This window comes from Vibrio sp. HI00D65, from assembly GCF_001635455.1.
Lineage (GTDB): Bacteria > Pseudomonadota > Gammaproteobacteria > Enterobacterales > Vibrionaceae > Vibrio.
In genome coordinates this window covers 1-24,577 of record NZ_LWEH01000552.1, presented here as the reverse complement: position 1 = coordinate 24,577, position 24,577 = coordinate 1, and the positions used below count along the sequence as shown (strand labels likewise).

Sequence of the window (24,577 nt, the reverse complement as noted above, 5' to 3'; positions counted from 1 at the left end):
ATGAAGATGATGATGAAAGAGCAGCAGGTCCTCTATTCGCGGTTCTACAAAGCGCAGGATCGCTTTACCGCCTCAGAGCAAGTTCACGGTCACGAGCCGTTTGTAATTCGAGACTACATCGAGTGTGCACAAACACTTGCCGCATACTATGAAAAACACGCCGCCCAAGAAAATATCTTGCTGTGCGAGCTGTACCTGCGCCAAGTTTTCTTCCATCTGATTGAAGCGATTGAATCACCTGAGCGCAGTTTTACCTTTCGTTATATCTGCCTAGACTCAATTCACTCACCACTATTTTATCTAAAACGCCACTACTGCCAGCAACCACATGGCCAGGCGCGTTTTTTGAATCTCAGCCAGACACTACAACAAGTCAAAGCCCCACTTGGCTAACAAGGATAGAAGATGACCCTACAATTTCGAATTGAAAAAGACAGCATGGGGGAAGTAAAAGTCCCTGCTGATGCGCTGTATCAAGCACAAACTCAACGTGCCGCAGATAACTTCGCGTTTAGCTCCCACAAAATGCCCACCAGCTTTATTCAAGCACTGGCATTAATTAAACAAGCTGCAGCAGATACCAATGCTCAATTAGGCTTATTGGAAGGCGATATTGCCAATGCGATCGCCGATGCGAGCCAAGAGATCATCGATGGCAAACATCTCGATCAATTCCCGATCGATGTCTACCAAACCGGCTCTGGTACTAGCTCTAACATGAACGCCAACGAAGTGATTGCGACACTCGCATCAAGAAGTTTACAAGGCGACGTGAACCCGAACGATCACGTCAACATGGGCCAAAGCAGCAACGATGTGGTGCCAACCGCGATTCAAGTCAGTGTCGCACTCACTGCGGAAAACAAGCTGCTACCAGCACTAAGCCACCTGTCTGAGATACTGACAATTAAACAGCAAGAGCTTGTTGAGGTCGTGAAAACCGGCCGTACTCACCTAATGGATGCGATGCCGATTACCTTTGCTCAAGAGTTGGGTGGCTGGAAGTTCCAGATTGAACACGCTAAACAAGCGATTGAAAGCACCCTGCCCGCTATTAAAGCGCTTGCTCAAGGTGGAACGGCGGTAGGTACAGGCATTAATGCTGATCCCCGCTTTGCCGATAAGTTTGCAAGTAACCTGTCGCAATCGACAAAGATCAGCTTTAACTCGAGTGAAAACTTCTTTTTTAACCTCAGTAGCCAAGATGCGATCGTTGCCTTTTCGGGTCAGCTCAAAACTGCAGCAGTTGCGATCATGAAGATCGCAAACGATCTTCGCTGGATGAACTCTGGCCCATTAGCTGGCTTAGGAGAAATTGAATTGCAGGCCTTGCAACCAGGCTCATCTATCATGCCCGGTAAAGTGAACCCTGTAATACCAGAAGCCGCAGCGATGGCGGCAGCGCAGGTGATTGGTAACGACACTACTATTACGATAGCAGGCCAGTCTGGCAACTTCCAACTGAATGTGATGCTGCCAGTCATTGCTCATAACGTATTAGAAAGTATCGAGCTTTTAGCTAATAGCTCTGTTGCGCTGGCAGATAAAGCCATCGCAACTTTCACTGTGCGCCAAGACAATCTGGATTTAGCGCTGTCAAAGAATCCAATTCTGGTGACGGCGCTTAATCCTGTGATTGGTTACCTAAAGGCAGCAGATATTGCCAAGAAAGCCTACAAAGAGGGTTTGCCGATCCTTGATGTTGCAGAAAGAGAAACCGATCTAAGCCGAGAAGAACTCAGCAAGCTACTTGACCCAACCGCGCTCACTCAAGGTGGTATCGCAGGTTAAAGCCAGTAATTCATAACAAGTCTACTGGATCGAAAAAGGCCTCATCTGAGGCCTTTTTAGGGATCTAATAGTTAATAGAAAATAGTTAATTAAATTAACTCACGCGATTCAATACCGCTCTGAGTTTTAGCGGCTTCACAGGCTTGGCAATAAAGCTAAAACTATTGGCTTTTATCGCTGCCAACATCTCATCGGTTCTATCGGCACTGATGATAACTCCTTCAAAAGAGTCACCAAGGCGCAAACGGCATTGTTGCAACACCTCAAGGCCTGTTCTGCCATTATCCAGACGGTAATCAGAAAAGATCACATCGGGTTTCCAGTCATCATCTAGGCACTTCAAGCTTTCGACCAAATCAACTGCCATCTTGACCTCACAACCCCAGCGACCAATCAGGTTCTCCATCCCGACCAAAATCTCTCGTTCATTATCAACACACAAGATTTTAAGATGCTCGATATCACTGCTCGCCACTGGCAAAGCAACTTGCACAACCGGAGCCACTTGTTCCGCTCTTGCTAAAGTAATAGAAAAGACACTGCCTCGTCCCGTCCATGAACGCATCGATATTTGATGACCAAGCACATGAGCAATACCTTTAGAAATCGCGAGACCCAGCCCTAAGCCTTGATCAGAACGCACTTGGCTACCACGAGTGAACTCTTCGAAGATCTCTTGTTGCTTGTCTTCATCAATACCGGTTCCGTTATCCCACACATCGATTCGAACCTGCCCATTGACTCGTCTTGCTCCGAGCACAACTTTCCCTTCTGGGTTATAGCGGAAGGCATTAGTCAAAAAGTTCTGAATCACTCGTCTCAGCAATTTAGGGTCAGAGTGAATAAACAGAGATGATGGGATCATCTTGAAATCAATTTTTTGCTGCGTCGCTAAGGCACTAAATTCCGCATTCAAGTTAGCAAGTACATCGTGCACCGCAATGGCGTGAATGTTGGTCTCCAGTTTGCCAGACTCTAATCGTGAGATATCCAGCAAGTCGCCAATCAAGTCCTCGGCCGCACCCAATGCACTTTCAATGTGGGACGAAAGCTGCTTCACCTCTTGCTCTTTTGCCACCTCAGAAAGTGACGAAGCAAACAGCCGAGCCGCATTCAATGGCTGCATCAAATCGTGGCTCACCGCCGCTAAGAAACGACTCTTAGATTGTGATTCCTGATCAGATATCTGTGTTGCTTTAACCAAACGATGGTTCAGCTTTTCGAGCTCTTGAGTTCGTTCGTGTACTCTTGATTCCAAGCTTTCATTCGCGTCTTTTAACGCCTGCTCTGCTTGTCTAAATACCGTGATATCAGTAAAGCTCATCACAAAGCCGCCGCTTGGCATTGGGTTACCTTGCACCTCAATCACTCGACCATCAGGACGAATACGAGAAGAGGTATGTCGTGTACCTTGTTCCAAGTGATAAACACGGCGACGCACGTGATCTTCCGGGTCACCCGGACCACACAAACCTTGCTGCGCATTATGACGAATCACATCGGAGATCGGCCTGCCCACTTGTATCAAGCCAGCAGGGAATTCAAACAGTTCCAAATAACGCTGATTCCACGCCACCAGCCTCATCTGTTTGTCCACCACTGCAATTCCTTGACCAATGTGCTCAATCGCCCCTTGCAGTAAACCACGGCTAAAATCGTACAACTCCGAGGCTTCATCAACGATGGTCGCCACTTCTTCAAGCTGCATATTTCTGCCCTGCAAAGCAGAAGTAAGTACTAACTTCGCAGATGAAGCACCAAACACACCCGCCAACACGCGCTCAGCATGTCGAATCAAGCTTGCAGGCGCTTGCTGATTAGGAAGTAATGGCTGACCTTGCTGCTGCCAGTAACTTTGGATAGCACTTTTCGCTCGCTTGCGACCGACAAAGCGCGACGCCAACATCTCTAATTCAGCCACGGTTACACGACTTTGATAAAGGCTAATGTTCTCATTTTCAGGCAGCGGCGTACCAACGAATGCCGCCGATTGTAAGCGCTCACTTAGGCTTGCTCTAGTCGAAATAGAAACCACGGCATAACACAAAGTATTGAGCACAATACTCAGCACTATCCCCCAGTTTGAACTGCTAATATCCCAACTATTGAGTAACTCTGGTGGTGTGATGATCCACAGCAGCAAGTTACTTTGACTGTCGCCAGCCAACATACTGGTTTGACTCATCAAAGTAATTAGCCAAATCACCGAGCCGACCATTAAACCGACATAAACCCCCCTGCGATTACCAGGACGCCAGTACAGACCACCGATCAGAGCCGGTGCAAATTGAGCAATCGCAGCAAACGAAAGGAAGCCGATAGCGGATAAAGAATGTATGGTATCGAGCGCCTGATAGAACAACCAAGCACCAAGGAGAAGCAGTAAAATAAGCCCACGACGAATCACCAATAGTAACCCAGAGAAGTGGCGGTGAGTCCTTTGGGTGAGGCGCATTCGGCGCAGCAATAGCGGCATCACTAGATCGTTCGACACCATGATCGCCAACGCGATGGTCGATACGATCACCATACCACTGGCCGCTGATGTACCGCCAAGGAACGCAAGCAAGGCAATGTTATTGGCACCTTCAGCCATCGGCAGGCTAATCACATACGTATCTGCAGGCATGCTTGGAAGCAGCCCTTGCCCCGCCCATGCAATTGGCAGAACAAACAGCCCCATCAAAATCAGATAAAGCGGAAATAACCAGCGAGCGGTATGCAGATCTTGAGGGCGTTCATTCTCAACAACCATGGTATGAAACTGGCGCGGTAGACAGACAATCGCCAACATGGTCAAAACAGTATGGATAATTAAGGTCGGAATATTCGGCGATTCATAAGTGCTCGCCGCCACGTCGAGCAGGTCAATCTTGTCGCTGCTCATCGCCAAATACATGATAAACAAACCAACAATCAAAAATGCCGCCAGCTTAACGATCGACTCAAACGCCACCGCCATCATCATGCCACGGTGATGCTCCGTGTTATCGATGTGCCTTGTACCAAACAACATGGTAAAAATAGCTAGCGCACCAACCACAAACCAGGAAACATGGTAATCCTGATAGCCGAAATCTTGAGCCAGACTTGGAGCAACAATATCCAGCCCCATGGTGATACCACGCAGTTGCAACGCGATATAAGGCAAAATACCGATCACAGCGATAACCGTCACCGCTACTGCTAAACCTTGAGATTTGCCATAACGAGCCGCGATGAAGTCGGCAATTGAGGTAATGTGTTCCCGTTTTGCTATCAGAATCAATCGCGCTAAGATCCGCCACCCAAGAGTGAAGACCAGAATCGGTGCAAGATAGATGGGTAAGAAAGACCAAGGGTTATTACTCGCCTGACCCACCGTTCCATAGAAGGTCCACGAGGTACAATACACCGCAATAGAAAGGCTATAGATCCACGGTCGCCAACGCGATAGCCAACGAACCTGCCTGTCTCCATACCAAGCGATCAGAAATAACACGCCCAAGTAGGCTAAAGAGACTGGAATTACTACCCATCCTTGCATTGAAAACCCTTTCTTCATCCATAAAAAACCTCTCCATAAGGGAGAGGTTTCATTTAACTAAGGATGAATCATTAACTCAATCGCATCGCTTAAATTCTGTGCTTTAGACTCTAATAATCACGATTGATTATCAGCTATGAACTTCTGACTCAGGTTGATTAACTTCAACCACAGAGCTTCTTTCATCAAGCTTGATAAACAGGGCAATGGCACCCATCGCAGCCATTCCCCAGAAGATATTCGCGCCCCACAGTTCGTAACCCCAACCACTTAAGGTCGTCATTAACGCGATAAAGGCACCAAGTGGTATCGCATTATAAAGTGCCTGCAGTGCCACCATTTTGTTCGACTCTTGAGACTGAATGTATTGAATCGCAGCGATATGTGCCATCGCAAATGTCACCCCGTGCAGCAGCTGGGCCAGTATCAATACTGGAATCGCAGTCGTTGATGCCGTAATACCCCAACGAGCCATTACTCCGATGCCAGCAATCACAAACAGAGTGCGCAATGATAATCCAGCAAACAATCGCTTGCTCAGAGCAAATACTGCCACCTCAGCAACCACAGCCAAGCTCCACAGATAACCGATGATCGCCTCAGAGTGCCCCGCCTCTTTCCAGTAAATCGCACTAAAGCTGTAATACGCGGCGTGGCTTCCTTGAAGCAGTGCCATCAATGTAAGAAACTTCACTACCGATGATTCACGTAACAGTTGGCCAAGTTTAGGTCTTTCAGCAACTTGCTCAGACTCTGTCACCGGCATCACGTTTGGGTTTCTCATCGCGAGCAACAGAGAAACCAACACCCCTGCCAGTGCAGTATACAAAATCATATCCGTGCCAAATTCAGCCACCAGATAACCAACCACGGTAGAACCCGCAATAAATGCCACTGATCCCCACAAACGTGTACGTCCATAATCGAGTATTTTGAGACGGCTGTAATGGTTCGCCATTGCATCAGAAAGCGGAATAATCGGTCCATAGCAGAGGTTGAACATCACCGTTGCTAGCAGCATCAATAAAAAGCTACCACCAGTAAAGAAATGGAAACCAACGAATAATAGCGCGACAAAACTGAGGCAACGCAATGCTGGCATTAAATGCTCAACTTTATAGATACGTGGTGTTATGACAAAGTTAGCAACACAACGCGTAGCCAAGCCTACCCCAATCAATACGCCAATGTCCCCTGCAGACACGCCTTGGTCTTCAAACCACAGCGCCCAAAATGGCAAATAAACGCCATAGGCAAAAAAGAAACCAAGAAAATACTGGGATATCCAGCCATAAGGGGAGGGATTAAACATAGGCGACCTATAAAAGTGTGTGGAACAAGGGAGCGCCAATTATGCCTAGGTCACAAAAGATGAAAAAGGGAATTATTGCGGGGATAGTATTCCCATATTCAATTAGTTCAGATATCGCATTTCAGCAAGATATCTAAGCTCCCCAAATCGCCACTCTCTCACTTAGACTAAAGTCGTCTGGAGCTTCGCGAGTAATTGGTCAGACTGAAAAGAGATTCCTATTTCTTTGCCATTGCTTATGCCTGATAAATTTAATATGCAGCACCCGCCCTTCAATAGCTTGTCTGAGGCTGAACAGTTAACGCTGCGATCGGCTTTGGACGTGGTTTACTACCGAGCACACGAAGTGATATTGGAAGCAGACCGCCCGAGTCGACACCTGCATATTCTGATTAAAGGTGCTGTTGAAGAGCGTTCCAGCAGCGATGGAGAGATCTATGCACACTATGCCAATGACGATATCTTCGATGTGCGCAGTCAGTTTGAGCCTCACACCAAACATCAATATATCGCACTGGAAGACACACTAAGTTATCTATTACCAAGCGACGTTTTTCTTGAGCTATACCACGCTAACGGCCAATTCGCCGCTTACTTTGATAGCAACCTCTCGACCCGAAAAGCATTGGTTGAAGCCGCTCAGCAACAGCAGAATCTTGCCGAGTTCATACTGACCAAAGTCGATGATTCGATTTATCACCCACCACTGATACTTGAACCCGATCAGCCTATCAATCAAGTGACTAAAATCCTTAAACAGCAAGGCTTAGACTCGGCCTTGGTTCATCTGGAACATGATGAACCAAAAGCTTTTGGAACATCATGCTCCTTCCCGTATGGAATCGTCACACGGACCAATTTATTACACGCGGTGATGCTCGATGATCGTCCGCGCGATACACCTGTCGGCGAGATAGCAACCTTCCCTGTTTTGCATGTTAATCATGGTGACTTCTTGTTTAACGCCATGATTAACATGACAAGGAATCGTGTAAAAAGGCTAATGGTGTGTGATGGGCTCAATGCGGTCGGCATGGTAGATATGACACAAATACTCAGTGCGTTCTCCACTCACATGTTCTTACTTTGCGTATCGCTCGAGCCACCAGCATTGAAGAATTGGCGATGGCTTCCAACAAGCAACGTCAACTGGTCGAAAGCCTGCTCAATAATGGTATTCGCACACGTTTCATCATGGAGCTGATTTCTGCCGTCAATGAACAGATTATTGAAAAGGCATTTGAGCTGGTTATTCCCCCTGCGCTACACAGCCATTGCTGTCTCATCGTTCTGGGTTCAGAGGGACGCGGAGAACAGATACTCAAAACCGATCAAGACAATGCGTTGATCATTCAAGACGGACTAGAGTGGCACCAATGTCAAAATACGATGAATGATCTCACTCATACGTTGCAACAATTAGGTTATCCACTGTGTCCTGGCAACGTAATGGTCAACAACCCGGAGTGGGTTCACTCTGAACAAGAGTGGAAACAGACTCTGACGAGTTGGGTAAAAAAGGCAACACCAGATACGGTGATGGATATTGCCATTATGGCGGATGCACATGCTGTTGCAAGCAATAGAGACCTGCTGCTCCCTGTTAAGCAGCACTTGAGTGATTTAATGCTCGGGCAAGAGCTGATTCTGACCGAATTCTGCCGTCCTACATTGAACTTCTCAGTGCCCCTCACTCTATTTGGCAACGTGAAACAGTCCAAGTCGGGACTAGACATCAAACAAGGCGGTATTTTCCCAATCGTCCACGGTGTAAGAGCACTGAGCCTTGAACACGGCGTGACGGCCAATAATACCTTCGAACGCATTGAACAACTGGTGAACAAGAAAGTGTTGGAGCAAAGCACCGCAGATAACCTCAGTGAAGCTTTCAAACACTTCTTTAAGTGGCGCTTAGCACAACGCCTGTCACAACAGCACAGCAGTAACGAAATAGACGTCAAACTGATGGAGAGAGCAGATAGAGATCTGCTTCGTCATAGCCTGCATGTGGTTAAGAAGTTCAAACAATGGCTTGGATACCACTATCAGATAAGAGATTAGGCACTTTAACGATGAATAGACTGGCTCGCTATTATTGGTATTACAAGCTCAAAGGCTCTCCCTACCAGCCTCTGTTTACTGCGCCTGTTCATCAAGAGTATGTATCACTCGATTGTGAAACCACCAGCCTCGACCCTAATCATGCTGAATTAGTCACCATCGCCGCGACCAAGATCATCGGCAACCGCATCATCACCAGTAAGCCCTTCGAAGTACGGCTACGAGCCCCTCAATCCCTCGACTGTAATTCAATCAAAATTCACCGTATTCGCCATCAAGATTTAAAACATGGCATCGAAGAGAAACAGGCCCTAATTGAATTACTCTACTTCATTGGAAATCGTCCTTTAGTCGGCTATCACATTCGCTATGACAAAAAGATTCTCGACCGCGCCTGCTTGAAACAACTCGGATTCCCGCTGCCTAACCGGTTAGTCGAAGTGAGCCTGCTCTATCAAGATAAATTGGCAAGACAGCTGCCGAATGCTTATTTCGACCTCAGTATGGATGCGATTTGTCGCCAGCTCGACTTACCAATTCCAGTCAATAAACATGATGCATTACAAGACGCTACCTCTGCTGCGCTGATCTTTGTTCGTCTGAAACATGGCGATCTACCCCATTTCAACTCTTCATACACCTAATTCAACCCCTGCATCTCGACATAGAGAGCAACATCTCAAAAATGAACTTAACTCGCTATTTTATAAGTGAAAAGCGACGTCTCATCCTAAAGTCTAATTGTGGAAATCGCCGTCCTAACCGAGAGTGATAACACAAAGACGGTTCTGTAATAGACCTAGAAACTGAACACAAAGGAAGTTGCCAGTTCATTAGGAATGTAGGCACAAGGAGAGATGCAATGAGTGAAGCCCACGTTTATCCGGTAAAAGAAAATATTAAATCAACCACACACGCGGATAATGACACTTACCTAGCCATGTACCAACAATCTGTTTCTGACCCAGAAGGCTTTTGGGGGGAGCACGGAAAAATTGTGGATTGGATTAAGCCATTCACAAAAGTAAAAAATACTTCTTTCGACCCAGGCCACATCGATATTCGCTGGTTTGAAGATGGCACATTGAATGTGTCGGCGAACTGTATTGACCGCCACCTTGCTGAGCACGGTGATGAAGTCGCAATCATCTGGGAAGGCGACGACCCTGCTAATGATAAAACACTCACTTTTAATGAACTGCACAAAGAAGTGTGCCTATTCTCTAACGCTCTAAAAGAGCAAGGCGTAAGTAAAGGCGATGTGGTTTGTTTATACATGCCAATGGTTCCTGAGGCTGCGGTTGCTATGTTGGCGTGTACTCGTATTGGTGCGGTTCACACCGTAGTATTCGGTGGTTTCTCACCAGAAGCACTGTCCGGTCGTATTATCGATTCGAATGCTAAAGTAGTGATTACAGCCGATGAAGGCGTTCGTGGCGGCCGAGCTGTCCCTCTTAAGAAAAACGTCGACGAAGCACTGACTAACCCAGAAGTGAAAACCATCGAAAAAGTGATGGTGCTTGAGCGTACTGGCGGTGATGTTGCATGGCATGAGCACCGTGATATTTGGTGGCATGAGGCGACGGCAAACGTATCAGCAGACTGCCCACCAGAAGAGATGAATGCGGAAGACCCACTATTCATCCTTTATACATCAGGCTCAACAGGCAAACCAAAAGGTGTAATGCACACTACCGGTGGTTACCTTGTTTACGCAACGATGACCTTTAAATACGTATTTGATTACCAAGAAGGCGAAACCTTCTGGTGTACTGCTGATGTGGGTTGGATTACTGGCCACACATACCTGGTTTACGGGCCACTGGCTAACGGCGCTAAGACAATCCTGTTTGAAGGTGTACCAAACTACCCGAATACAAGCCGCATGAGTGAAGTGGTTGATAAGCACCAAGTCAACATTCTTTACACTGCACCAACGGCTATTCGTGCACTGATGGCAAAAGGCAATGAAGCGGTTGAAGGCACCTCTCGTGACAGCTTAAGAATCATGGGCTCGGTAGGCGAACCGATTAACCCAGAAGCGTGGGAGTGGTATTACAAAACGATTGGTAACGAGCAATCTCCAATTGTTGATACATGGTGGCAAACCGAAACGGGCGGTATCCTAATTGCCCCACTACCGGGCGCTACCGACCTAAAACCGGGCTCAGCGACTCGTCCATTCTTTGGTGTACAACCTGCGCTAGTAGATAACATGGGTAACATCATTGAAGGCGCAACCGACGGCAATCTAGTCATTCTAGACTCGTGGCCGGGTCAAATGCGTACCGTTCATGGCGACCATGACCGTTTCGAGCAAACATACTTCTCTACCTTCAAAGGCATGTACTTCACCAGTGATGGTGCTCGTCGTGATGAAGACGGCTACTACTGGATTACTGGTCGTGTTGATGACGTACTGAACGTATCTGGTCACCGTATGGGTACTGCTGAGATTGAGTCGGCACTCGTTGCATTCGACAAGATTGCAGAGGCTGCGATTGTCGGTATTCCTCACGACATCAAAGGCCAAGCGATTTACGCTTACATCACGCTCAATGATGGCGAGTTCCCAACCGCAGAGCTTCATAAAGAAGTGAAAGACTGGGTGCGTAAAGAAATCGGCCCTATTGCGACACCAGACGTACTGCACTGGACCGACTCATTACCGAAAACACGTTCAGGTAAGATCATGCGCCGTATCCTACGTAAGATAGCAACGGGCGATACCGGCAACCTTGGTGATACTTCAACGCTAGCTGACCCAAGTGTGGTTGATAAGCTGATTGCCGAGAAAGCTGAATTGGCATAACAGCTATCACACCAGAATCACTGTTTAAAACAGATTGCTTCCAAACCGCCACCTATGTGGCGGTTTTTTATGGCTGATCTTGCTCTCAAATATCCACAGTGTGGTTATGGCAATAACGCTTTTTTGTTAAGTTGGTAACAATTTCACTTGCTATCAATAGGAGATTAGACCAGTAAATTGCTGCGATTTGCGCTGAATTAGCTATAATCTGGTTCTAATTTTTAAATTTGGGTTTTTCTCACTGGAAATTAACCCCAAATTTTCAATAAAATGGCAACATTCACGGTCGTAATCACGATAAAGGAAGATAGCCCCACGATGTCTACAAAGTTTCGTATTCTAGTTTTAAATGGCCCAAACCTTAACTTGTTAGGCCTAAGAGAACCGGCACACTACGGCTCTCAAACACTTGACCAGATTATTAGCTCACTAACAGAGCAAGCGAAAACACAAGATGTTGAGCTATCTCACTTACAGTCAAATCGTGAGTATGAACTGATCGAAGCTATCCATAGTGCATATCAAGATATTGATTTCATTATCATCAACCCAGCGGCCTTTACACATACCAGTGTAGCGTTGCGTGATGCACTACTTGGCGTAGCGATCCCATTTATTGAAGTGCACCTATCGAATGTTCACGCACGTGAACCTTTTAGGCACCACTCTTACCTCTCAGATAAAGCAGAAGGGGTAATCTGTGGTTTAGGCGCACAAGGCTACCAATTTGCTTTGACTGCTGCGATTCACAAGTTGCAGTCAAAATAACGAACATAACCGAACTAATAGACACCAGCTCTAGTCATAGAGCATGGTTAATTAACAAAAGAGAAAGAAACGATGGATATTCGCAAAATCAAAAAGCTGATCGAATTGGTTGAAGAGTCTGGTATCGCAGAACTAGAAATCTCTGAAGGTGAAGAGTCAGTACGCATCAGCCGCAACGGCACTGCACCTGTAGCAGCACCAATTCAATACGCAGCAGCTCCGGCTCCAGCAGCGGCACCAGCTCCTGCAGCAGCTCCGGTTCCAGCGGCAGCTCCAGAAGCAGCTGAAGCTCCAGCAGCAGTAACTGGCCACCAAGTTCTTTCTCCAATGGTTGGTACGTTCTACGGCGCACCAAGCCCAGACGCAAAACCATTCGTAAAAGTTGGTCAACAAGTTAACGCTGGCGACACACTATGTATCGTTGAAGCAATGAAGATGATGAACCAAATCGAAGCTGATAAGTCTGGTGTTGTAACTGCAATCCTTGTTGAAGACGGCCAACCAGTTGAGTTCGATCAAGCTCTAGTAATTATCGAATAATAGAGAAGCCTCATTATGTTAGATAAATTAGTAATCGCGAACCGTGGTGAGATTGCACTACGTATTCTGCGAGCATGTAAAGAGCTAGGCATTAAAACGGTTGCTGTTCACTCAACAGCTGACCGTGACCTTAAGCACGTACTGCTAGCAGACGAAACCATTTGTATCGGTCCTGCTCGTGGTATCGATAGCTACCTAAACATCCCTCGTATCATCAGTGCAGCTGAAGTTACAGGCGCTGTTGCTATCCACCCTGGTTACGGCTTCCTATCTGAAAACGCAGACTTCGCTGAACAGGTTGAACAAAGCGGTTTCATTTTCGTAGGTCCTAAAGCAGAAACTATCCGCATCATGGGTGACAAAGTTTCAGCTATCACGGCAATGAAAAAAGCAGGCGTACCTTGTGTACCTGGTTCTGACGGCCCACTGAACGACGACGAAGCAGCAAACAAAGCACATGCTAAGCGCATTGGCTACCCAGTGATCATCAAGGCGTCTGGTGGCGGCGGTGGTCGTGGTATGCGTGTTGTTCGCACTGAGGGTGAACTAACAGAAGCAATCGCAATGACACGTGCTGAAGCAAAAGCATGTTTCAACAACGACATGGTTTACATGGAGAAATTCCTAGAAAACCCACGTCACGTTGAGGTACAAGTAATTGCTGACGGTCAAGGCGGTGCTATCCACCTTGGTGAGCGTGACTGTTCAATGCAGCGTCGCCACCAGAAAGTTGTTGAAGAAGCGCCAGCTCCAGGTATCACTGAAGAGATGCGTAAATACATCGGTGAACGTTGTACTCGTGCATGTCTAGAAATCGGCTACCGCGGTGCAGGTACATTTGAATTCCTATACGAAAATGGCGAATTCTACTTCATCGAAATGAACACTCGTATTCAAGTAGAGCACCCAGTAACAGAGATGGTAACTGGCGTTGACCTAATCAAAGAGCAACTGCGTGTTGCAGCAGGTCAACCTCTATCTTTCACGCAAGACGATATCAAAATCAAAGGCCACGCGATCGAATGTCGTATCAACGCGGAAGATCCAGAGAAGTTCCTGCCTTCACCAGGTAAGATTGAGCGCTTCCACGCTCCTGGTGGTATGGGCGTTCGTTGGGACTCTCACATCTACACGGGTTACACAGTTCCACCACACTACGATTCAATGATCGGTAAGCTAATCACTTACGGTGAGAACCGTGATGTTGCGATTTCTCGTATGAAGAACGCACTAGGTGAGATGATTGTAGAAGGCATCAAAGTAAACATCTCTCTACAAGAGTCGATCATGAACGACGAGAACTTCCAACACGGTGGTGCAAACATCCACTACCTTGAGAAGAAACTTGGTCTTCAATAGAAACTAGTCTCGTGTAATTTGTTCTTAAATGAACAAAATAAAATGCTCACTTTGGTGGGCATTTTTTGTTTTTAAGCGTCCAAAAAACGCAATCAATATTCCCCATTATATTCCTTGGGGTTTTGGTGAATTTGCTCATATTTTCTGCTAGACTCGCCATCCATTTTTTCTCATATAGAAGATTCAGCCATGCCTTGGATTCAAATCAAGCTTAATGCTACCAATGAAAATGCCGAACAAATCGGCGACATGTTAATGGAAGAGACTGGTGCTCTTTCTGTAACTTTCCTGGATGCACAAGATACCCCTGTATTTGAGCCTCTGCCGGGTGAAACTCGCCTTTGGGGTGACACTGACATTCTTGCGCTTTACGACGCTGAGATTGATACAGGTGTCGTTCTAGCGCAGATTAAAGCAAGCAACATGTTCCCTGCAGACTTTGCTCATAAAGTCGAGCAAATTGAAGACAAGGATTGGGAACGAGAATGGATGGACAACTTCCACCCAATGAAGTTTGGTGAGCGTTTATGGATCTGTCCAAGCTGGCGCGATATCCCTGAACCTGACGCGGTAAACGTAATGCTAGACCCTGGCCTTGCATTCGGTACTGGTACTCACCCAACAACGGCATTGTGTCTTGAGTGGCTTGAAGGATTAGATCTGACAGGCAAAACCGTCATCGACTTCGGTTGTGGCTCAGGCATCCTAGCGATCGCAGCGATCAAACTAGGCGCAGCGAAAGTTATCGGGATCGATATTGATCCTCAAGCACTACTTGCATCAAAAGACAACGCAGAACGCAATGGCGTTGCTGAGCAACTTGAGGTGTTCTTGCCACAAGATCAGCCTGAAGGTTTACTAGCAGACGTTGTTGTTGCCAACATTCTTGCCGGTCCACTGCGCGATCTTTCAGGCATCATTAAAGGCTTAGTTAAGCCAAATGGTGTGCTTGCGATGTCGGGTGTTTTAGATACACAAGCTGAAGATGTGGCGACTTATTATCGTGATGAGCTTCACATTGATCCGATTATCGAGCAGCAAGAGTGGTGTCGAATCTCTGGTCGCAAGCAAGGCTAGACAATACTTTGGGCGCTAATTGATTGAATTTTATGCAAATTACAAAAACAAATTGTAAATGCTCAAATATTAGTCTTTTCACGCGGCAAAAAAATGCGTAAAATGCGCGCCCTTGCTGGTACAGAACTGTGATGACGTTTTGAAAATCGGAAATTATCAACTTAAGAACAATCTAATCGTCGCTCCAATGGCTGGCGTAACGGATAGACCATTCCGTGAGTTGTGTCTTCGCTACGGTGCGGGGATGGCAGTCAGTGAAATGATGTCCTCCAATCCAAAGGTTTGGAAAACGTCGAAATCTCAGCAGCGTATGGTACATGAAGGCGAATCGGGTATTCGTTCAGTACAAATCGCTGGTGCAGATCCACAGCTTATGGCCGAGGCTGCGCAATTCAATGTCGATAACGGTGCGCAAATCATCGATATCAATATGGGTTGTCCAGCAAAAAAAGTGAATAAGAAGCTTGCGGGCTCTGCCCTACTTCAGTATCCAGACCTCATTGAAGAGATCTTGAAAGCTGTAGTAAACGCAGTCGACGTTCCAGTAACGTTAAAGACTCGTACAGGCTGGGATACAGATAACAGAAACTGTGTCCAAATCGCTAAAATAGCCGAAGACTGCGGCATACAGGCACTTGCCCTACACGGGAGAACTCGCGCTTGTATGTACAAAGGTGAGGCAGAATACAAACACATTAAAGCGGCGAAACAAGCTGTATCTATTCCGGTTATTGCTAACGGTGATATCGATAGCCCGGAAAAAGCTAAGTTTGTGCTGGAGTACACCGGCGCTGACGCTTTAATGATTGGTCGTCCAGCCCAAGGTCGTCCATGGATTTTTAACGAAATCCTACACTATTTGGAAAACGGCACCACGATGGACCCACTCCCGGTTTCGGAAGTGAAAGACATCATGCTTGGCCATGTTCACGCTCTACATGAATTTTATGGAGAGTTTTTAGGCCCTCGCATCGCTCGTAAGCATGTGGGTTGGTACCTAAAAGAACATGAACAAGCGAGTGAGTTTCGCCGTACCTTCAACGCACTCGAAGCAGGTGATCTGCAGCTTGAGGCGTTAGAAGGTTATTTTGATAACGTTGCACCATAATTACGAGAAGAGCTAGACCGAATATGTTCGAACAAAATCTGACTTCAGAAGCATTGACAGTGACTACAGTAACATCACAAGACCAAATCACGCAGAAACCACTACGTGATTCAGTGAAAGCATCATTGAAAAACTACCTTGCTCAATTAAACGGTCAAGAAGTCAGCGAGTTATACGAACTAGTATTAGCTGAAGTTGAACAGCCACTACTAGACACCATCATGCAGTACACTCGCGGTAACCAAACTCGCGCAGCAACTATGATGGGTATCAACCGCGGTACTCTTCGCAAGAAACTTAAAAAATACGGCATGAACTAATCGTTCTTTCGTAATTAATTGAATTGAAAGCCAGGCTCATTCATTGAGTTTGGCTTTTTTTTGGGCTTGTAGATTGAGGAAGAGAGAAGTTGGGAGTGATAAGGCTCCACATTAACCGGAGCGGCCTGTTAGCTGCAGCAGCGCCCTTTTTCAACATTTTCAGAATCTAGTGCAGCCAGAATCGAACAATGGCTAGCGTTGTCATCTATATGGCCACAACACGCATCGTTAATCTTTTTAAGTGCTGTACGGATCTTAGTTAACTCAGTAATCTTCTCATCAATCATCTCCAGCTTGGCGGTGGTGATGGACTTCACCTCCGCACAGCTATGTTGCGTCGCTTCCAAGCGAATCTCGAGCAATTCTTTAATCTCATCTAAACTCAGCCCCAACTCTTTAGATTTGAGAATAAAGGTCACCTGTTTTTGGTTATTTTCATCATATAGGCGATAACCCGATTCACTGCGGCTCGCTGGAGCAATCAAATTATTTTTTTCATAAAAGCGTAAGGTATCGGCTGTCACACCGCATCGTTTCGCTAATTCACCGATCTGAAACATGTTTTTCCCTATTCCTTCATCCATTTCACAATTAACCTTATCGTTACTTTTTAGGCTGAAATGGCACTTTTCATAATTATTTTTGAGATGCCAAACGATTGCGCGAGCTTTTTTGTAATAAATTAGTTAGAATCTGCGCCATCAAATTTGGAGTTGGTTATCTTATAGCTTAATCGTAAGACTAGCCTCAAAGGTCTTTCCCAAAACTGGCCAATATTTTATCTCTTACTGGAATCTAGAATAATCCACGTTGAGAAGATAGAAACAAGTTCTTTTTTGGCAAATATCTTTATTTTAACCCCATGAATTTGAGGAAGATGGAAGCATGAATAACGCTCGTCCAATTCGCCGCGCTCTAATCAGCGTATCAGACAAAACTGGTATCGTTGAATTTGCACAAGCTCTTGCTAACCGTGGTGTAGATATCCTATCTACCGGTGGCACTGCTCGCCTGCTTGCTGAAAAAGGCATCTCTGTTACAGAAGTATCTGACTACACTGGTTTCCCAGAAATGATGGACGGCCGTGTTAAGACTCTGCATCCAAAAGTTCATGGTGGTGTTCTAGGCCGTCGCGGCCAAGACGATGACGTGATGGAAACTCACGGTATCAACCCTATCGATATGGTTGTTGTAAACCTATACCCATTCGCAGAAACCGTTGCTAAAGAAGGCTGTACGCTTGCTGACGCAGTTGAGAACATCGATATCGGTGGTCCAACAATGGTTCGCTCTGCAGCGAAAAATCACAAAGACGTAACTATCGTTGTTAACGCTCACAACTACGACCGTGTTATCGCTGAAATGGACGCGAACGAGAAATCTCTAACACTAGAGACTCGCTTCGACCTAGCTATCGCAGCATTCGAGCATACAGCCTCTTACGACGGCATGATCGCTAACTACTTCGGTACTATGGTTCCATCTTACGGTGAGAACAAGGAAGGTGATGAAGAGTCTAAATTCCCTCGCACGTTCAACCAACAGTTCGAGAAAAAACAAGACATGCGCTACGGTGAGAACAGCCACCAAGCAGCAGCATTCTACGTTGAAGCAAACCCTGAAGAAGCATCAGTTTCTAGTGCTCGCCAAATCCAAGGCAAAGCGCTTTCTTACAACAACATCGCCGACACTGACGCAGCACTTGAGTGTGTGAAAGAGTTCGACGAGCCAGCATGTGTGATCGTTAAGCACGCTAACCCATGTGGTGTAGCACTAGGTGAAGATATCCTAGAAGCTTACGACCGTGCGTTCAAAACAGACCCAACGTCTGCATTTGGTGGCATCATCGCATTCAACCGTGAACTAGACGCTGCAACAGCAACGGCTATCACTGAGCGCCAATTCGTTGAAGTTATCATTGCTCCTTCTGTTTCTGCTGAAGCAGTAGAAATCGTAGCTGCTAAGAAAAACCTTCGCCTACTTGAGTGTGGTGAGTGGACAACTAAGACAACTGGCTTTGACGTGAAGCGCGTTAACGGCGGCCTACTGGTTCAAGACCGCGACCAAGGCATGGTGTCTCAAGATGACCTTAAAGTCGTTTCTAAGCGCCAACCAACCGCTGAAGAGCTAAAAGATGCCCTATTCTGCTGGAAAGTAGCGAAGTACGTGAAATCTAACGCTATCGTTTACTCGAAAGGTGACATGACTATCGGCGTAGGCGCTGGCCAAATGAGCCGCGTTTACTCTGCGAAAATCGCAGGCATCAAAGCTGCAGACGAAGGCCTACAGGTTGAAGGTTGTGTAATGGCATCAGATGCATTCTTCCCATTTCGTGACGGTATCGACGCGGCTGCAGAAGCGGGCATCAAGTGCGTTATCCAACCGGGTGGCTCTATGCGTGATGACGAAGTTATCGCTGCAGCAGACGAGCACGGCATGGCGATGATCTTTACTGGCATGCGTCACTTCCGCCACTAATTTCCTGTTTATCGAAACGATTAGTAATTATCGAGCCTCTCAACTTTGAGGGGCTTTTAAGAATTAAAGACTTAAGGATTGAAACATGAATGTATTAATTATTGGTGCTGGCGGTAGAGAACATGCTTTGGGTTGGAAAGCAGCGCAAAACCCAAACGTTGAAACAGTATTCGTTACTCCGGGTAACGCAGGTACTGCACTTGAGCCAAAACTAGAAAACGTAAACATCGGCGTTGAAGATATCGCTGGTTTAGTAGCGTTTGCTCAAGAGAAAAAAATCGAACTGACTATCGTTGGTCCAGAAGCACCACTCGTTATTGGTGTGGTTGACGCCTTCCGCGAAGTGGGTCTGCCTATCTTTGGTCCAACTCAAGCAGCAGCACAGCTAGAAGGCTCTAAAGCATTCACTAAAGACTTCCTAGCTCGGCACGATATCCCAACTGGTTCTTACGCGAACTTCACTGAAATTGAGCCAGCTATCGCTTACGTTCGTGAACAAGGAGCACCAATCGTAGTTAAAGCTGACGGCCTTGCAGCTGGTAAAGGCGTTATCGTTGCGATGACTCTGGAAGAAGCGGAAGACGCAATCAAAGACATGCTAGCAGGCAACGCATTTGGCGAAGCTGGCAGCCGCGTAGTTATCGAAGAGTTCCTTGAAGGCGAAGAAGCAAGCTTCATCGTGATGGTTGACGGCTCTAGCGTTCTGCCTATGGCCACCAGCCAAGACCACAAACGTGTTGGCGACAAAGACACTGGCCCTAACACAGGCGGCATGGGTGCTTACTCTCCAGCTCCAGTGGTAACACCAGAAATCCATAACCGTATCCTTGAAGAAGTGATCTACCCAACGGTACGCGGCATGGACGCAGAAGGCGCACCTTACACTGGTTTCCTATACGCTGGCCTAATGATCGACGCTGACGGCACTCCGAAAGTTATTGAATACAACTGCCGCTTCGGCGATCCAGAAACTCAACCTATCATGATGCGTATGGAGTCAGACCTTGTTGAACTTTGCCTAATGGCTATCGACGAGAAGCTGGACGAAGCAGAATCTAAGTGGGATCCACGTGCTTCTATCGGTGTTGTTCTTGCGGCTGGCGGCTACCCTGCTGACTACGCAAAAGGTGACGTAATTTCACTGCCAACAAGCGAAGTTGAAGGTCAAAAGATTTTCCACGCTGGTACTGCAAATAACGAAGCTGGCGATGTTGTGACAAACGGTGGTCGTGTACTTTGTGCTACAGCACTAGGGAACACGGTCTCTGAAGCTCAGGAGCGTGCTTACGCGCTAACTAAGCAAGTGAGCTGGAATGGTATGTTCCATCGCAATGACATTGGTTACCGTGCGATTGCGCGCGAGCAAGAGCAGTAACCACTGTTGTCACTCGCTTACTTTCCAATAACAGTAGGTAAATGACAGCAAGCCAAGAATAGAAAAAGGCGCCTTAATGGGCGCCTTTTTTATTATCCTACGTACAAATGTACAGACTAATAAGTATTTAGCCTACAGTAGGCCAAATACTTTTAATGTTCTATTCGCTACTCTTCAGCAGTGATGGTCTTACAACACAATCATGGCTTTGTTCCGCCAACATCAATAGCTCCTCTACAGTGATTTTTCCTAGTGAATCACTGCCAAGAAAGGCCGCATAGCTTTCCACTGATGCCAAACGGTTAATCACAAAGTTGGGTAAAGCTTGGTTGATATCGATGCTTGAAAACTCTTTCCCCGAGCAAGTTTCAAAAGACTGACCGTTCCAATAGCCTTGGACCAATTTGAATCCTTCGTCATTCTGCTTAGCCGTGGTCTCTAAGACCTGTGAGGCTTCTTTCTTATAGCTCTCTAACTGTGAAGATCGGATAGGTAGAATTTTGCCAGCAATGCGGAACTGCTGGTATACAGCTTCGCCTGATTTGTTGAAACGTACATGAACGCGATATGGAGCCAGTTCATTCGATGCGTTGCGCTGCTCGCCTTCACGGATAAATTCGCGAAGCACACCTTCCGACCAGGCGTAATCAGTTTGATACCAACCGTAATCACCGACGGTAACGTAATCTGCTGATGTATGAGGTTGCGTGAGCTTGTTGGTCACCCAGTAAAAACTTGTCGCGTCGCCCATAACTTGGCCGCCGGTGTAAGTTTCAAATTGTTCTAGGTTTTTGCGAGGGCTTGTTGAAGAACAGCCAATGAGAAATGTAGATAATAGTGAAACGAGAAGAAATGCTTTTTTCATAAAAACCTGTACCGAGGTGGAATACGACTACCTCGGTACAGTTTAGATTATTTCACTGAATCTTTCAGCGCTTTACCTGCAACAAATGCTGGAACGTTTGCAGCAGCGATTTGGATCTCATCACCAGTTTTTGGGTTACGACCAGTGCGAGCTGCACGGTGGTTTACTTTAAAAGTACCAAAACCAATTAGCTGAACTTGATCGCCATCTTTAAGAGCATCTGTTACACCACCAAGAGTCGCTTCTAGAGCAGCTTTAGCTTGTGCTTTAGAAAGGTCCGCTTTTTCAGCAATAAAGTCGATTAATTGAGTCTTGTTCATTTTAGGTTTCCCTTCTTTGTATTTTTGAATTCAATTCACTCTAAAACATAAATGCCCCATCTGGCAAAGGTTTGTCGCCGATCTTTGACTCTAATGCCGTAGTTTTAGCCATAATATGAGTAATAACTCACAATTTGTTACTGATTTTATTAAGCAAGCCCTTATTTAAAAGGGGCTGAGCGCAAAATTAATGATGACCTAGCCACTACTTTTTCTCTATAATCCACGCTGAATCGCTGATAAAGCGTACAATTTAATTTAAGGGCAAACATGCTGCTGCTAACTATTTACGTCTCCATCGCCATTGGAGTTTCTTTCATTTGTTCTGTTTTGGAAGCTGTACTTTTGAGTATTAGTCCGAGCTACATCGCTCAACTAAAACAAAATGGGCATCCTGCAGCAGAGTCGTTAGACAAACTGAAAACAGACATCGACCGCCCACTAGCGTCAATTTTAACGCTTAACACCATCGCGCACACAATTGGTGCTGCGACCGCAGGTGCACAAGCGGCGGTAGTTTTTGGTAGCCAATGGTTAGGTGTATTCTCAGCCGTACTGACTCTAGGTATCTTAGTACTGTCTGAAATCGTTCCAAAAACAATTGGGGCAACTTACTGGCGTCAACTTGCGCCAGCATCGGCGAGCGTACTTCGTTGGATGGTGTTCTTCCTAACTCCGTTTGTGTGGTTCTCAGAGCAAATCACTAAGCGATTGGCTCGTGGCCACGAAGCTCCAAAAATGCGTGACGAGCTATCTGCAATGGCGATTTTGGCAAAAGAGAGTGGTGAGTTTGCAGAAGGTGAATCGAAAATCCTAAGCAACCTATTAGGTATTCAAGATGTGCCTGTGACTCAAGTAATGACACCACGACCTGTTGTGTTCCGTGTCGATGCTGAAATGAGCATCAATCAGTTCCTTGCTGACCATAAAGACACGCCATTCTCACGCCCGCTGGTTTACAGCGAGCAAAGCGACAATATCATCGGTTTTGTACACCGCTTAGAGCTGTTTAAGCTGCAACAAGCGGGTTGTGGCGAAAAGCCACTGGGTGACGTAATGCGCCCTATTCACGTGTTACTGAATAATCTGCCATTACCAAAAGCGTTCGATCAGATGATGGCTCAACGCCTTCAGCTATCTCTTGTTGTTGATGAATACGGCACAATTCAGGGCATCATTACCCTAGAAGACATCTTTGAGCACCTAGTAGGTGAAGAGATTGTTGATGAAGCGGATAAAACGACCGACATGCAAGAGTTGGCATTCCAACGCTGGGAAAAATGGAAAGAGAAACACGGCGTAATTGAGAGCCGCGATGAAGAAGACGAGTTTGAAGAAGAAACTCAAGCGGATAACGACACTTCAGATTCGAAGGCAACCGACAAAGAGCAACCGTCTAAAGAAGAGAAAAAAGACGCTTAATCTGAATTGGTTATCAATAGATAAAACAAAGGCTCCCAAGGGAGCCTTTGTTTTGATATGTACTTTGGTTCGATTACGAACTTATAGAGTAACGCCAATGTTACTTACTGGCTCTTCACGCAGTTCGTGGCGTAAGTCTTTAATCAACTCGATATCACGTTCCGTCGCTTCACGCAGCGGTCGGAAAATGGCCCACTGAACGTCCCATTCTTCACATACCGCTTCGTTTTCTTTCTGATTTTCGTTAGTCACTTCTTCAGCGCCTTGAGCGAACTCAAGCTCAGCAACCGTTTTAACCGACTGTTGGCTTACTTTGATCACAGCTTCAAACATATGCTCGCGGTCAAGCAGACCATGAACAAGCGTTGCCAAACCTTGGCAAGCGTCCATTGCAGGGTAAACACCATAGAAGTCAAAATCGTCTGCGCTAGGGAAAAGTGTCTGAAGTGACTAATGGTATAACCTAGTACGTACTCTGCGATCGCTGGCCCGAAGATACCTTTCACGTTAGTTAGGGTGTAATCATGGCGCAGGTTGGGCTGAGTGAGTTTATTGATACCAGCGTAGGTACTTTGTAGCCAATCTAACTGCGTAAATTCATTCAGACGATCAGCGATGAGGGGAGGTGAGGCTAATACGAGCTCTGCAGACTCTGGGTTTTGAGTGATTTCTAGGTCGGGTAAATCTTGGTTTAGAATCAGTTGTACGTAAGTATCGTCATGCTCAGTAGCAATATAGAGCTTATTAGTAAAATTGTTCATCGGCTTACCTTTTCCCCCCAGGGTTTATCAAGTACACTTTCGCTGTCTTTTTCTGCAATTATTGAGTGACTATGCTTCAGAATCCACTGCAGGTTCGTCTTGAAAAGTTAGAACCTTGGCAACAAATTACCTTTATGGCGTGTCTATGCGAGCGTATGTACCCTAACTATGCCATGTTTTGTGAGAATACAGAATTTGCGGAAGCTCGAATCTATCGTGATGTTTTGGATAGTATTTGGGAAATCCTAACGGTTAAAACGGCGAAGGTGAACTTTGAACGCCAATTAGAGAAGGTTGAAGAACTTTTCCCTAGCGCAGACGATTTTGACTTCTATGGTGTTTACCCTGCAATGGACGCTTGCCAAGGTTTGGCAACGCTTGTTCATGGTCTGCTTGACCGCGAGCATATGTTTGAAGCTGTGATCAAAGTAAGCCAACAGTCGGTTAAAACGGTTGCTGAGCTTGAGTTCGCTCAAGGCGCTGAAGAAGTGACTAACGAAAATCAGAAAGAAAACGAAGCGGTATGTGAAGAATGGGACGTTCAGTGGGCCATTTTCCGACCGCTGCGTGAAGCGACGGAACGTGATATCGAGTTGATTAAAGACTTACGCCACGAACTGCGTGAAGAGCCAGTAAGTAACATTGGCGTTACTCTATAAGTTCGTAATCGAACCAAAGTACA

General features: G+C 46.2%; 19 protein-coding genes and 3 pseudogenes. 15 read left to right on the top strand and 7 right to left on the bottom strand.

Annotated elements, in window-relative coordinates:
* The first annotated feature begins 6 nt into the window (after nucleotides 1–6).
* Both A3712_RS23500 and A3712_RS23495 read left to right on the top strand, forming a co-directional pair.
* Nucleotides 7–393 (top strand): hypothetical protein, encoded by a 387-nt coding sequence (locus A3712_RS23500; RefSeq protein ID WP_197465906.1) that lies wholly within the window; start codon nucleotides 7–9, stop codon nucleotides 391–393.
* A gap of 12 nt (nucleotides 394–405) precedes the next feature.
* On the top strand, nucleotides 406–1,791 hold the full coding sequence (locus A3712_RS23495) for a class II fumarate hydratase (RefSeq protein ID WP_063525212.1): 1,386 nt from the start codon (nucleotides 406–408) through the stop codon (nucleotides 1,789–1,791).
* 94 nt (nucleotides 1,792–1,885) lie between these two features.
* Here the strand turns inward: A3712_RS23495 and A3712_RS23490 are convergent, their stop codons facing one another.
* On the bottom strand, nucleotides 1,886–5,317 hold the full coding sequence (locus A3712_RS23490; protein WP_063525250.1) for a hybrid sensor histidine kinase/response regulator: 3,432 nt from the start codon (nucleotides 5,315–5,317) through the stop codon (nucleotides 1,886–1,888).
* Between the two features lie 130 nt (nucleotides 5,318–5,447).
* On the bottom strand, nucleotides 5,448–6,629 hold the full coding sequence (locus A3712_RS23485) for a 3-phenylpropionate MFS transporter (protein ID WP_063525211.1): 1,182 nt from the start codon (nucleotides 6,627–6,629) through the stop codon (nucleotides 5,448–5,450).
* A 238-nt stretch (nucleotides 6,630–6,867) separates the two neighbouring features.
* Here A3712_RS23485 and A3712_RS23480 point away from each other — a divergent pair.
* The 9 genes and pseudogenes from A3712_RS23480 (at nucleotide 6,868) to fis (ending at nucleotide 16,674) form a co-directional block, all read left to right on the top strand.
* Nucleotides 6,868–8,690, top strand: a pseudogene (locus A3712_RS23480) (DUF294 nucleotidyltransferase-like domain-containing protein).
* A gap of 11 nt (nucleotides 8,691–8,701) precedes the next feature.
* Complete coding sequence (locus A3712_RS23475) at nucleotides 8,702–9,334, top strand: 3'-5' exonuclease (RefSeq protein ID WP_063525249.1); 633 nt, start codon at nucleotides 8,702–8,704, stop codon at nucleotides 9,332–9,334.
* Nucleotides 9,335–9,552: 218 nt separating this feature from the next.
* Nucleotides 9,553–11,502, top strand: a complete 1,950-nt coding sequence (gene acs, locus A3712_RS23470) for an acetate--CoA ligase (protein ID WP_063525210.1) — start codon at nucleotides 9,553–9,555, stop codon at nucleotides 11,500–11,502.
* A gap of 318 nt (nucleotides 11,503–11,820) precedes the next feature.
* Nucleotides 11,821–12,270 carry a type II 3-dehydroquinate dehydratase gene (gene aroQ, locus A3712_RS23465; protein ID WP_063525209.1) on the top strand — a complete coding sequence of 150 codons (450 nt, stop codon included), beginning with the start codon at nucleotides 11,821–11,823 and terminating at the stop codon, nucleotides 12,268–12,270.
* Between the two features lie 72 nt (nucleotides 12,271–12,342).
* Entirely contained in the window at nucleotides 12,343–12,810 is a 468-nt protein-coding gene (gene accB, locus A3712_RS23460; protein WP_063525208.1) for an acetyl-CoA carboxylase biotin carboxyl carrier protein, read from the top strand.
* Nucleotides 12,811–12,825: 15 nt separating this feature from the next.
* Nucleotides 12,826–14,169, top strand: coding sequence for an acetyl-CoA carboxylase biotin carboxylase subunit (accC, locus tag A3712_RS23455; RefSeq protein WP_063525207.1), 1,344 nt, complete (start codon nucleotides 12,826–12,828; stop codon nucleotides 14,167–14,169).
* A 189-nt stretch (nucleotides 14,170–14,358) separates the two neighbouring features.
* Nucleotides 14,359–15,246 carry a 50S ribosomal protein L11 methyltransferase gene (prmA, locus tag A3712_RS23450; protein WP_063525206.1) on the top strand — a complete coding sequence of 296 codons (888 nt, stop codon included), beginning with the start codon at nucleotides 14,359–14,361 and terminating at the stop codon, nucleotides 15,244–15,246.
* Nucleotides 15,247–15,385: 139 nt separating this feature from the next.
* Nucleotides 15,386–16,354, top strand: coding sequence for a tRNA dihydrouridine synthase DusB (gene dusB / locus A3712_RS23445; RefSeq protein ID WP_008219544.1), 969 nt, complete (start codon nucleotides 15,386–15,388; stop codon nucleotides 16,352–16,354).
* 23 nt (nucleotides 16,355–16,377) lie between these two features.
* Nucleotides 16,378–16,674 carry a DNA-binding transcriptional regulator Fis gene (fis, locus tag A3712_RS23440; RefSeq protein ID WP_004729744.1) on the top strand — a complete coding sequence of 99 codons (297 nt, stop codon included), beginning with the start codon at nucleotides 16,378–16,380 and terminating at the stop codon, nucleotides 16,672–16,674.
* 128 nt (nucleotides 16,675–16,802) lie between these two features.
* Here fis and zntR read toward each other — a convergent pair whose 3' ends face one another.
* Complete coding sequence (zntR, locus tag A3712_RS23435) at nucleotides 16,803–17,234, bottom strand: Zn(2+)-responsive transcriptional regulator (protein ID WP_063525205.1); 432 nt, start codon at nucleotides 17,232–17,234, stop codon at nucleotides 16,803–16,805.
* A 325-nt stretch (nucleotides 17,235–17,559) separates the two neighbouring features.
* Between zntR and purH the strand changes: the two genes are divergently transcribed.
* A complete protein-coding gene (gene purH / locus A3712_RS23430) occupies nucleotides 17,560–19,152 on the top strand; it encodes a bifunctional phosphoribosylaminoimidazolecarboxamide formyltransferase/IMP cyclohydrolase (protein ID WP_063525204.1) in 1,593 nt (530 codons plus the stop codon).
* Nucleotides 19,153–19,237: 85 nt separating this feature from the next.
* Nucleotides 19,238–20,527: a phosphoribosylamine--glycine ligase gene (gene purD, locus A3712_RS23425; protein WP_063525203.1), complete on the top strand. Its 1,290-nt coding sequence runs from the start codon at nucleotides 19,238–19,240 to the stop codon at nucleotides 20,525–20,527.
* Between the two features lie 160 nt (nucleotides 20,528–20,687).
* Here purD and A3712_RS23420 read toward each other — a convergent pair whose 3' ends face one another.
* Together A3712_RS23420 and hupA are read right to left on the bottom strand one after the other, a co-directional pair.
* Nucleotides 20,688–21,392 (bottom strand): DUF1481 domain-containing protein, encoded by a 705-nt coding sequence (locus tag A3712_RS23420; protein WP_063525202.1) that lies wholly within the window; start codon nucleotides 21,390–21,392, stop codon nucleotides 20,688–20,690.
* A 47-nt stretch (nucleotides 21,393–21,439) separates the two neighbouring features.
* Nucleotides 21,440–21,712: a nucleoid-associated protein HU-alpha gene (gene hupA / locus A3712_RS23415; RefSeq protein WP_004729753.1), complete on the bottom strand. Its 273-nt coding sequence runs from the start codon at nucleotides 21,710–21,712 to the stop codon at nucleotides 21,440–21,442.
* Nucleotides 21,713–21,982: 270 nt separating this feature from the next.
* Between hupA and A3712_RS23410 the strand changes: the two genes are divergently transcribed.
* Entirely contained in the window at nucleotides 21,983–23,134 is a 1,152-nt protein-coding gene (locus A3712_RS23410) for a CNNM domain-containing protein (RefSeq protein ID WP_063525201.1), read from the top strand.
* An 81-nt stretch (nucleotides 23,135–23,215) separates the two neighbouring features.
* Here the strand turns inward: A3712_RS23410 and A3712_RS23405 are convergent.
* Both A3712_RS23405 and A3712_RS23400 read right to left on the bottom strand, forming a co-directional pair.
* Nucleotides 23,216–23,581 (bottom strand): annotated as a pseudogene (locus tag A3712_RS23405) (DUF416 family protein); the annotation flags it as partial.
* A pseudogene (locus A3712_RS23400) lies at nucleotides 23,569–23,895 on the bottom strand (D-2-hydroxyacid dehydrogenase); the annotation flags it as partial. The pseudogenes A3712_RS23400 and A3712_RS23405, both read right to left, overlap by 13 nt.
* A gap of 71 nt (nucleotides 23,896–23,966) precedes the next feature.
* Between A3712_RS23400 and A3712_RS23395 the strand changes: the two are divergent.
* Nucleotides 23,967–24,554, top strand: a complete 588-nt coding sequence (locus A3712_RS23395) for a YjaG family protein (RefSeq protein WP_004737084.1) — start codon at nucleotides 23,967–23,969, stop codon at nucleotides 24,552–24,554.
* Nucleotides 24,555–24,577 lie beyond the last annotated feature (23 nt).

Coding starts and splice junctions, on each gene's coding strand:
- A3712_RS23500 (WP_197465906.1), top strand. CDS start 7: ATGATGATGAAAGAGCAGCAGGTCCTCTATTCGCGGTTCTACAAAGCG.
- A3712_RS23495 (WP_063525212.1), top strand. CDS start 406: ATGACCCTACAATTTCGAATTGAAAAAGACAGCATGGGGGAAGTAAAA.
- A3712_RS23490 (WP_063525250.1), bottom strand. CDS start 5,317: ATGCAAGGATGGGTAGTAATTCCAGTCTCTTTAGCCTACTTGGGCGTG.
- A3712_RS23485 (WP_063525211.1), bottom strand. CDS start 6,629: ATGTTTAATCCCTCCCCTTATGGCTGGATATCCCAGTATTTTCTTGGT.
- A3712_RS23475 (WP_063525249.1), top strand. CDS start 8,702: ATGAATAGACTGGCTCGCTATTATTGGTATTACAAGCTCAAAGGCTCT.
- acs (WP_063525210.1), top strand. CDS start 9,553: ATGAGTGAAGCCCACGTTTATCCGGTAAAAGAAAATATTAAATCAACC.
- aroQ (WP_063525209.1), top strand. CDS start 11,821: ATGTCTACAAAGTTTCGTATTCTAGTTTTAAATGGCCCAAACCTTAAC.
- accB (WP_063525208.1), top strand. CDS start 12,343: ATGGATATTCGCAAAATCAAAAAGCTGATCGAATTGGTTGAAGAGTCT.
- accC (WP_063525207.1), top strand. CDS start 12,826: ATGTTAGATAAATTAGTAATCGCGAACCGTGGTGAGATTGCACTACGT.
- prmA (WP_063525206.1), top strand. CDS start 14,359: ATGCCTTGGATTCAAATCAAGCTTAATGCTACCAATGAAAATGCCGAA.
- fis (WP_004729744.1), top strand. CDS start 16,378: ATGTTCGAACAAAATCTGACTTCAGAAGCATTGACAGTGACTACAGTA.
- zntR (WP_063525205.1), bottom strand. CDS start 17,234: ATGTTTCAGATCGGTGAATTAGCGAAACGATGCGGTGTGACAGCCGAT.
- purH (WP_063525204.1), top strand. CDS start 17,560: ATGAATAACGCTCGTCCAATTCGCCGCGCTCTAATCAGCGTATCAGAC.
- purD (WP_063525203.1), top strand. CDS start 19,238: ATGAATGTATTAATTATTGGTGCTGGCGGTAGAGAACATGCTTTGGGT.
- A3712_RS23420 (WP_063525202.1), bottom strand. CDS start 21,392: ATGAAAAAAGCATTTCTTCTCGTTTCACTATTATCTACATTTCTCATT.
- hupA (WP_004729753.1), bottom strand. CDS start 21,712: ATGAACAAGACTCAATTAATCGACTTTATTGCTGAAAAAGCGGACCTT.
- A3712_RS23410 (WP_063525201.1), top strand. CDS start 21,983: ATGCTGCTGCTAACTATTTACGTCTCCATCGCCATTGGAGTTTCTTTC.
- A3712_RS23395 (WP_004737084.1), top strand. CDS start 23,967: ATGCTTCAGAATCCACTGCAGGTTCGTCTTGAAAAGTTAGAACCTTGG.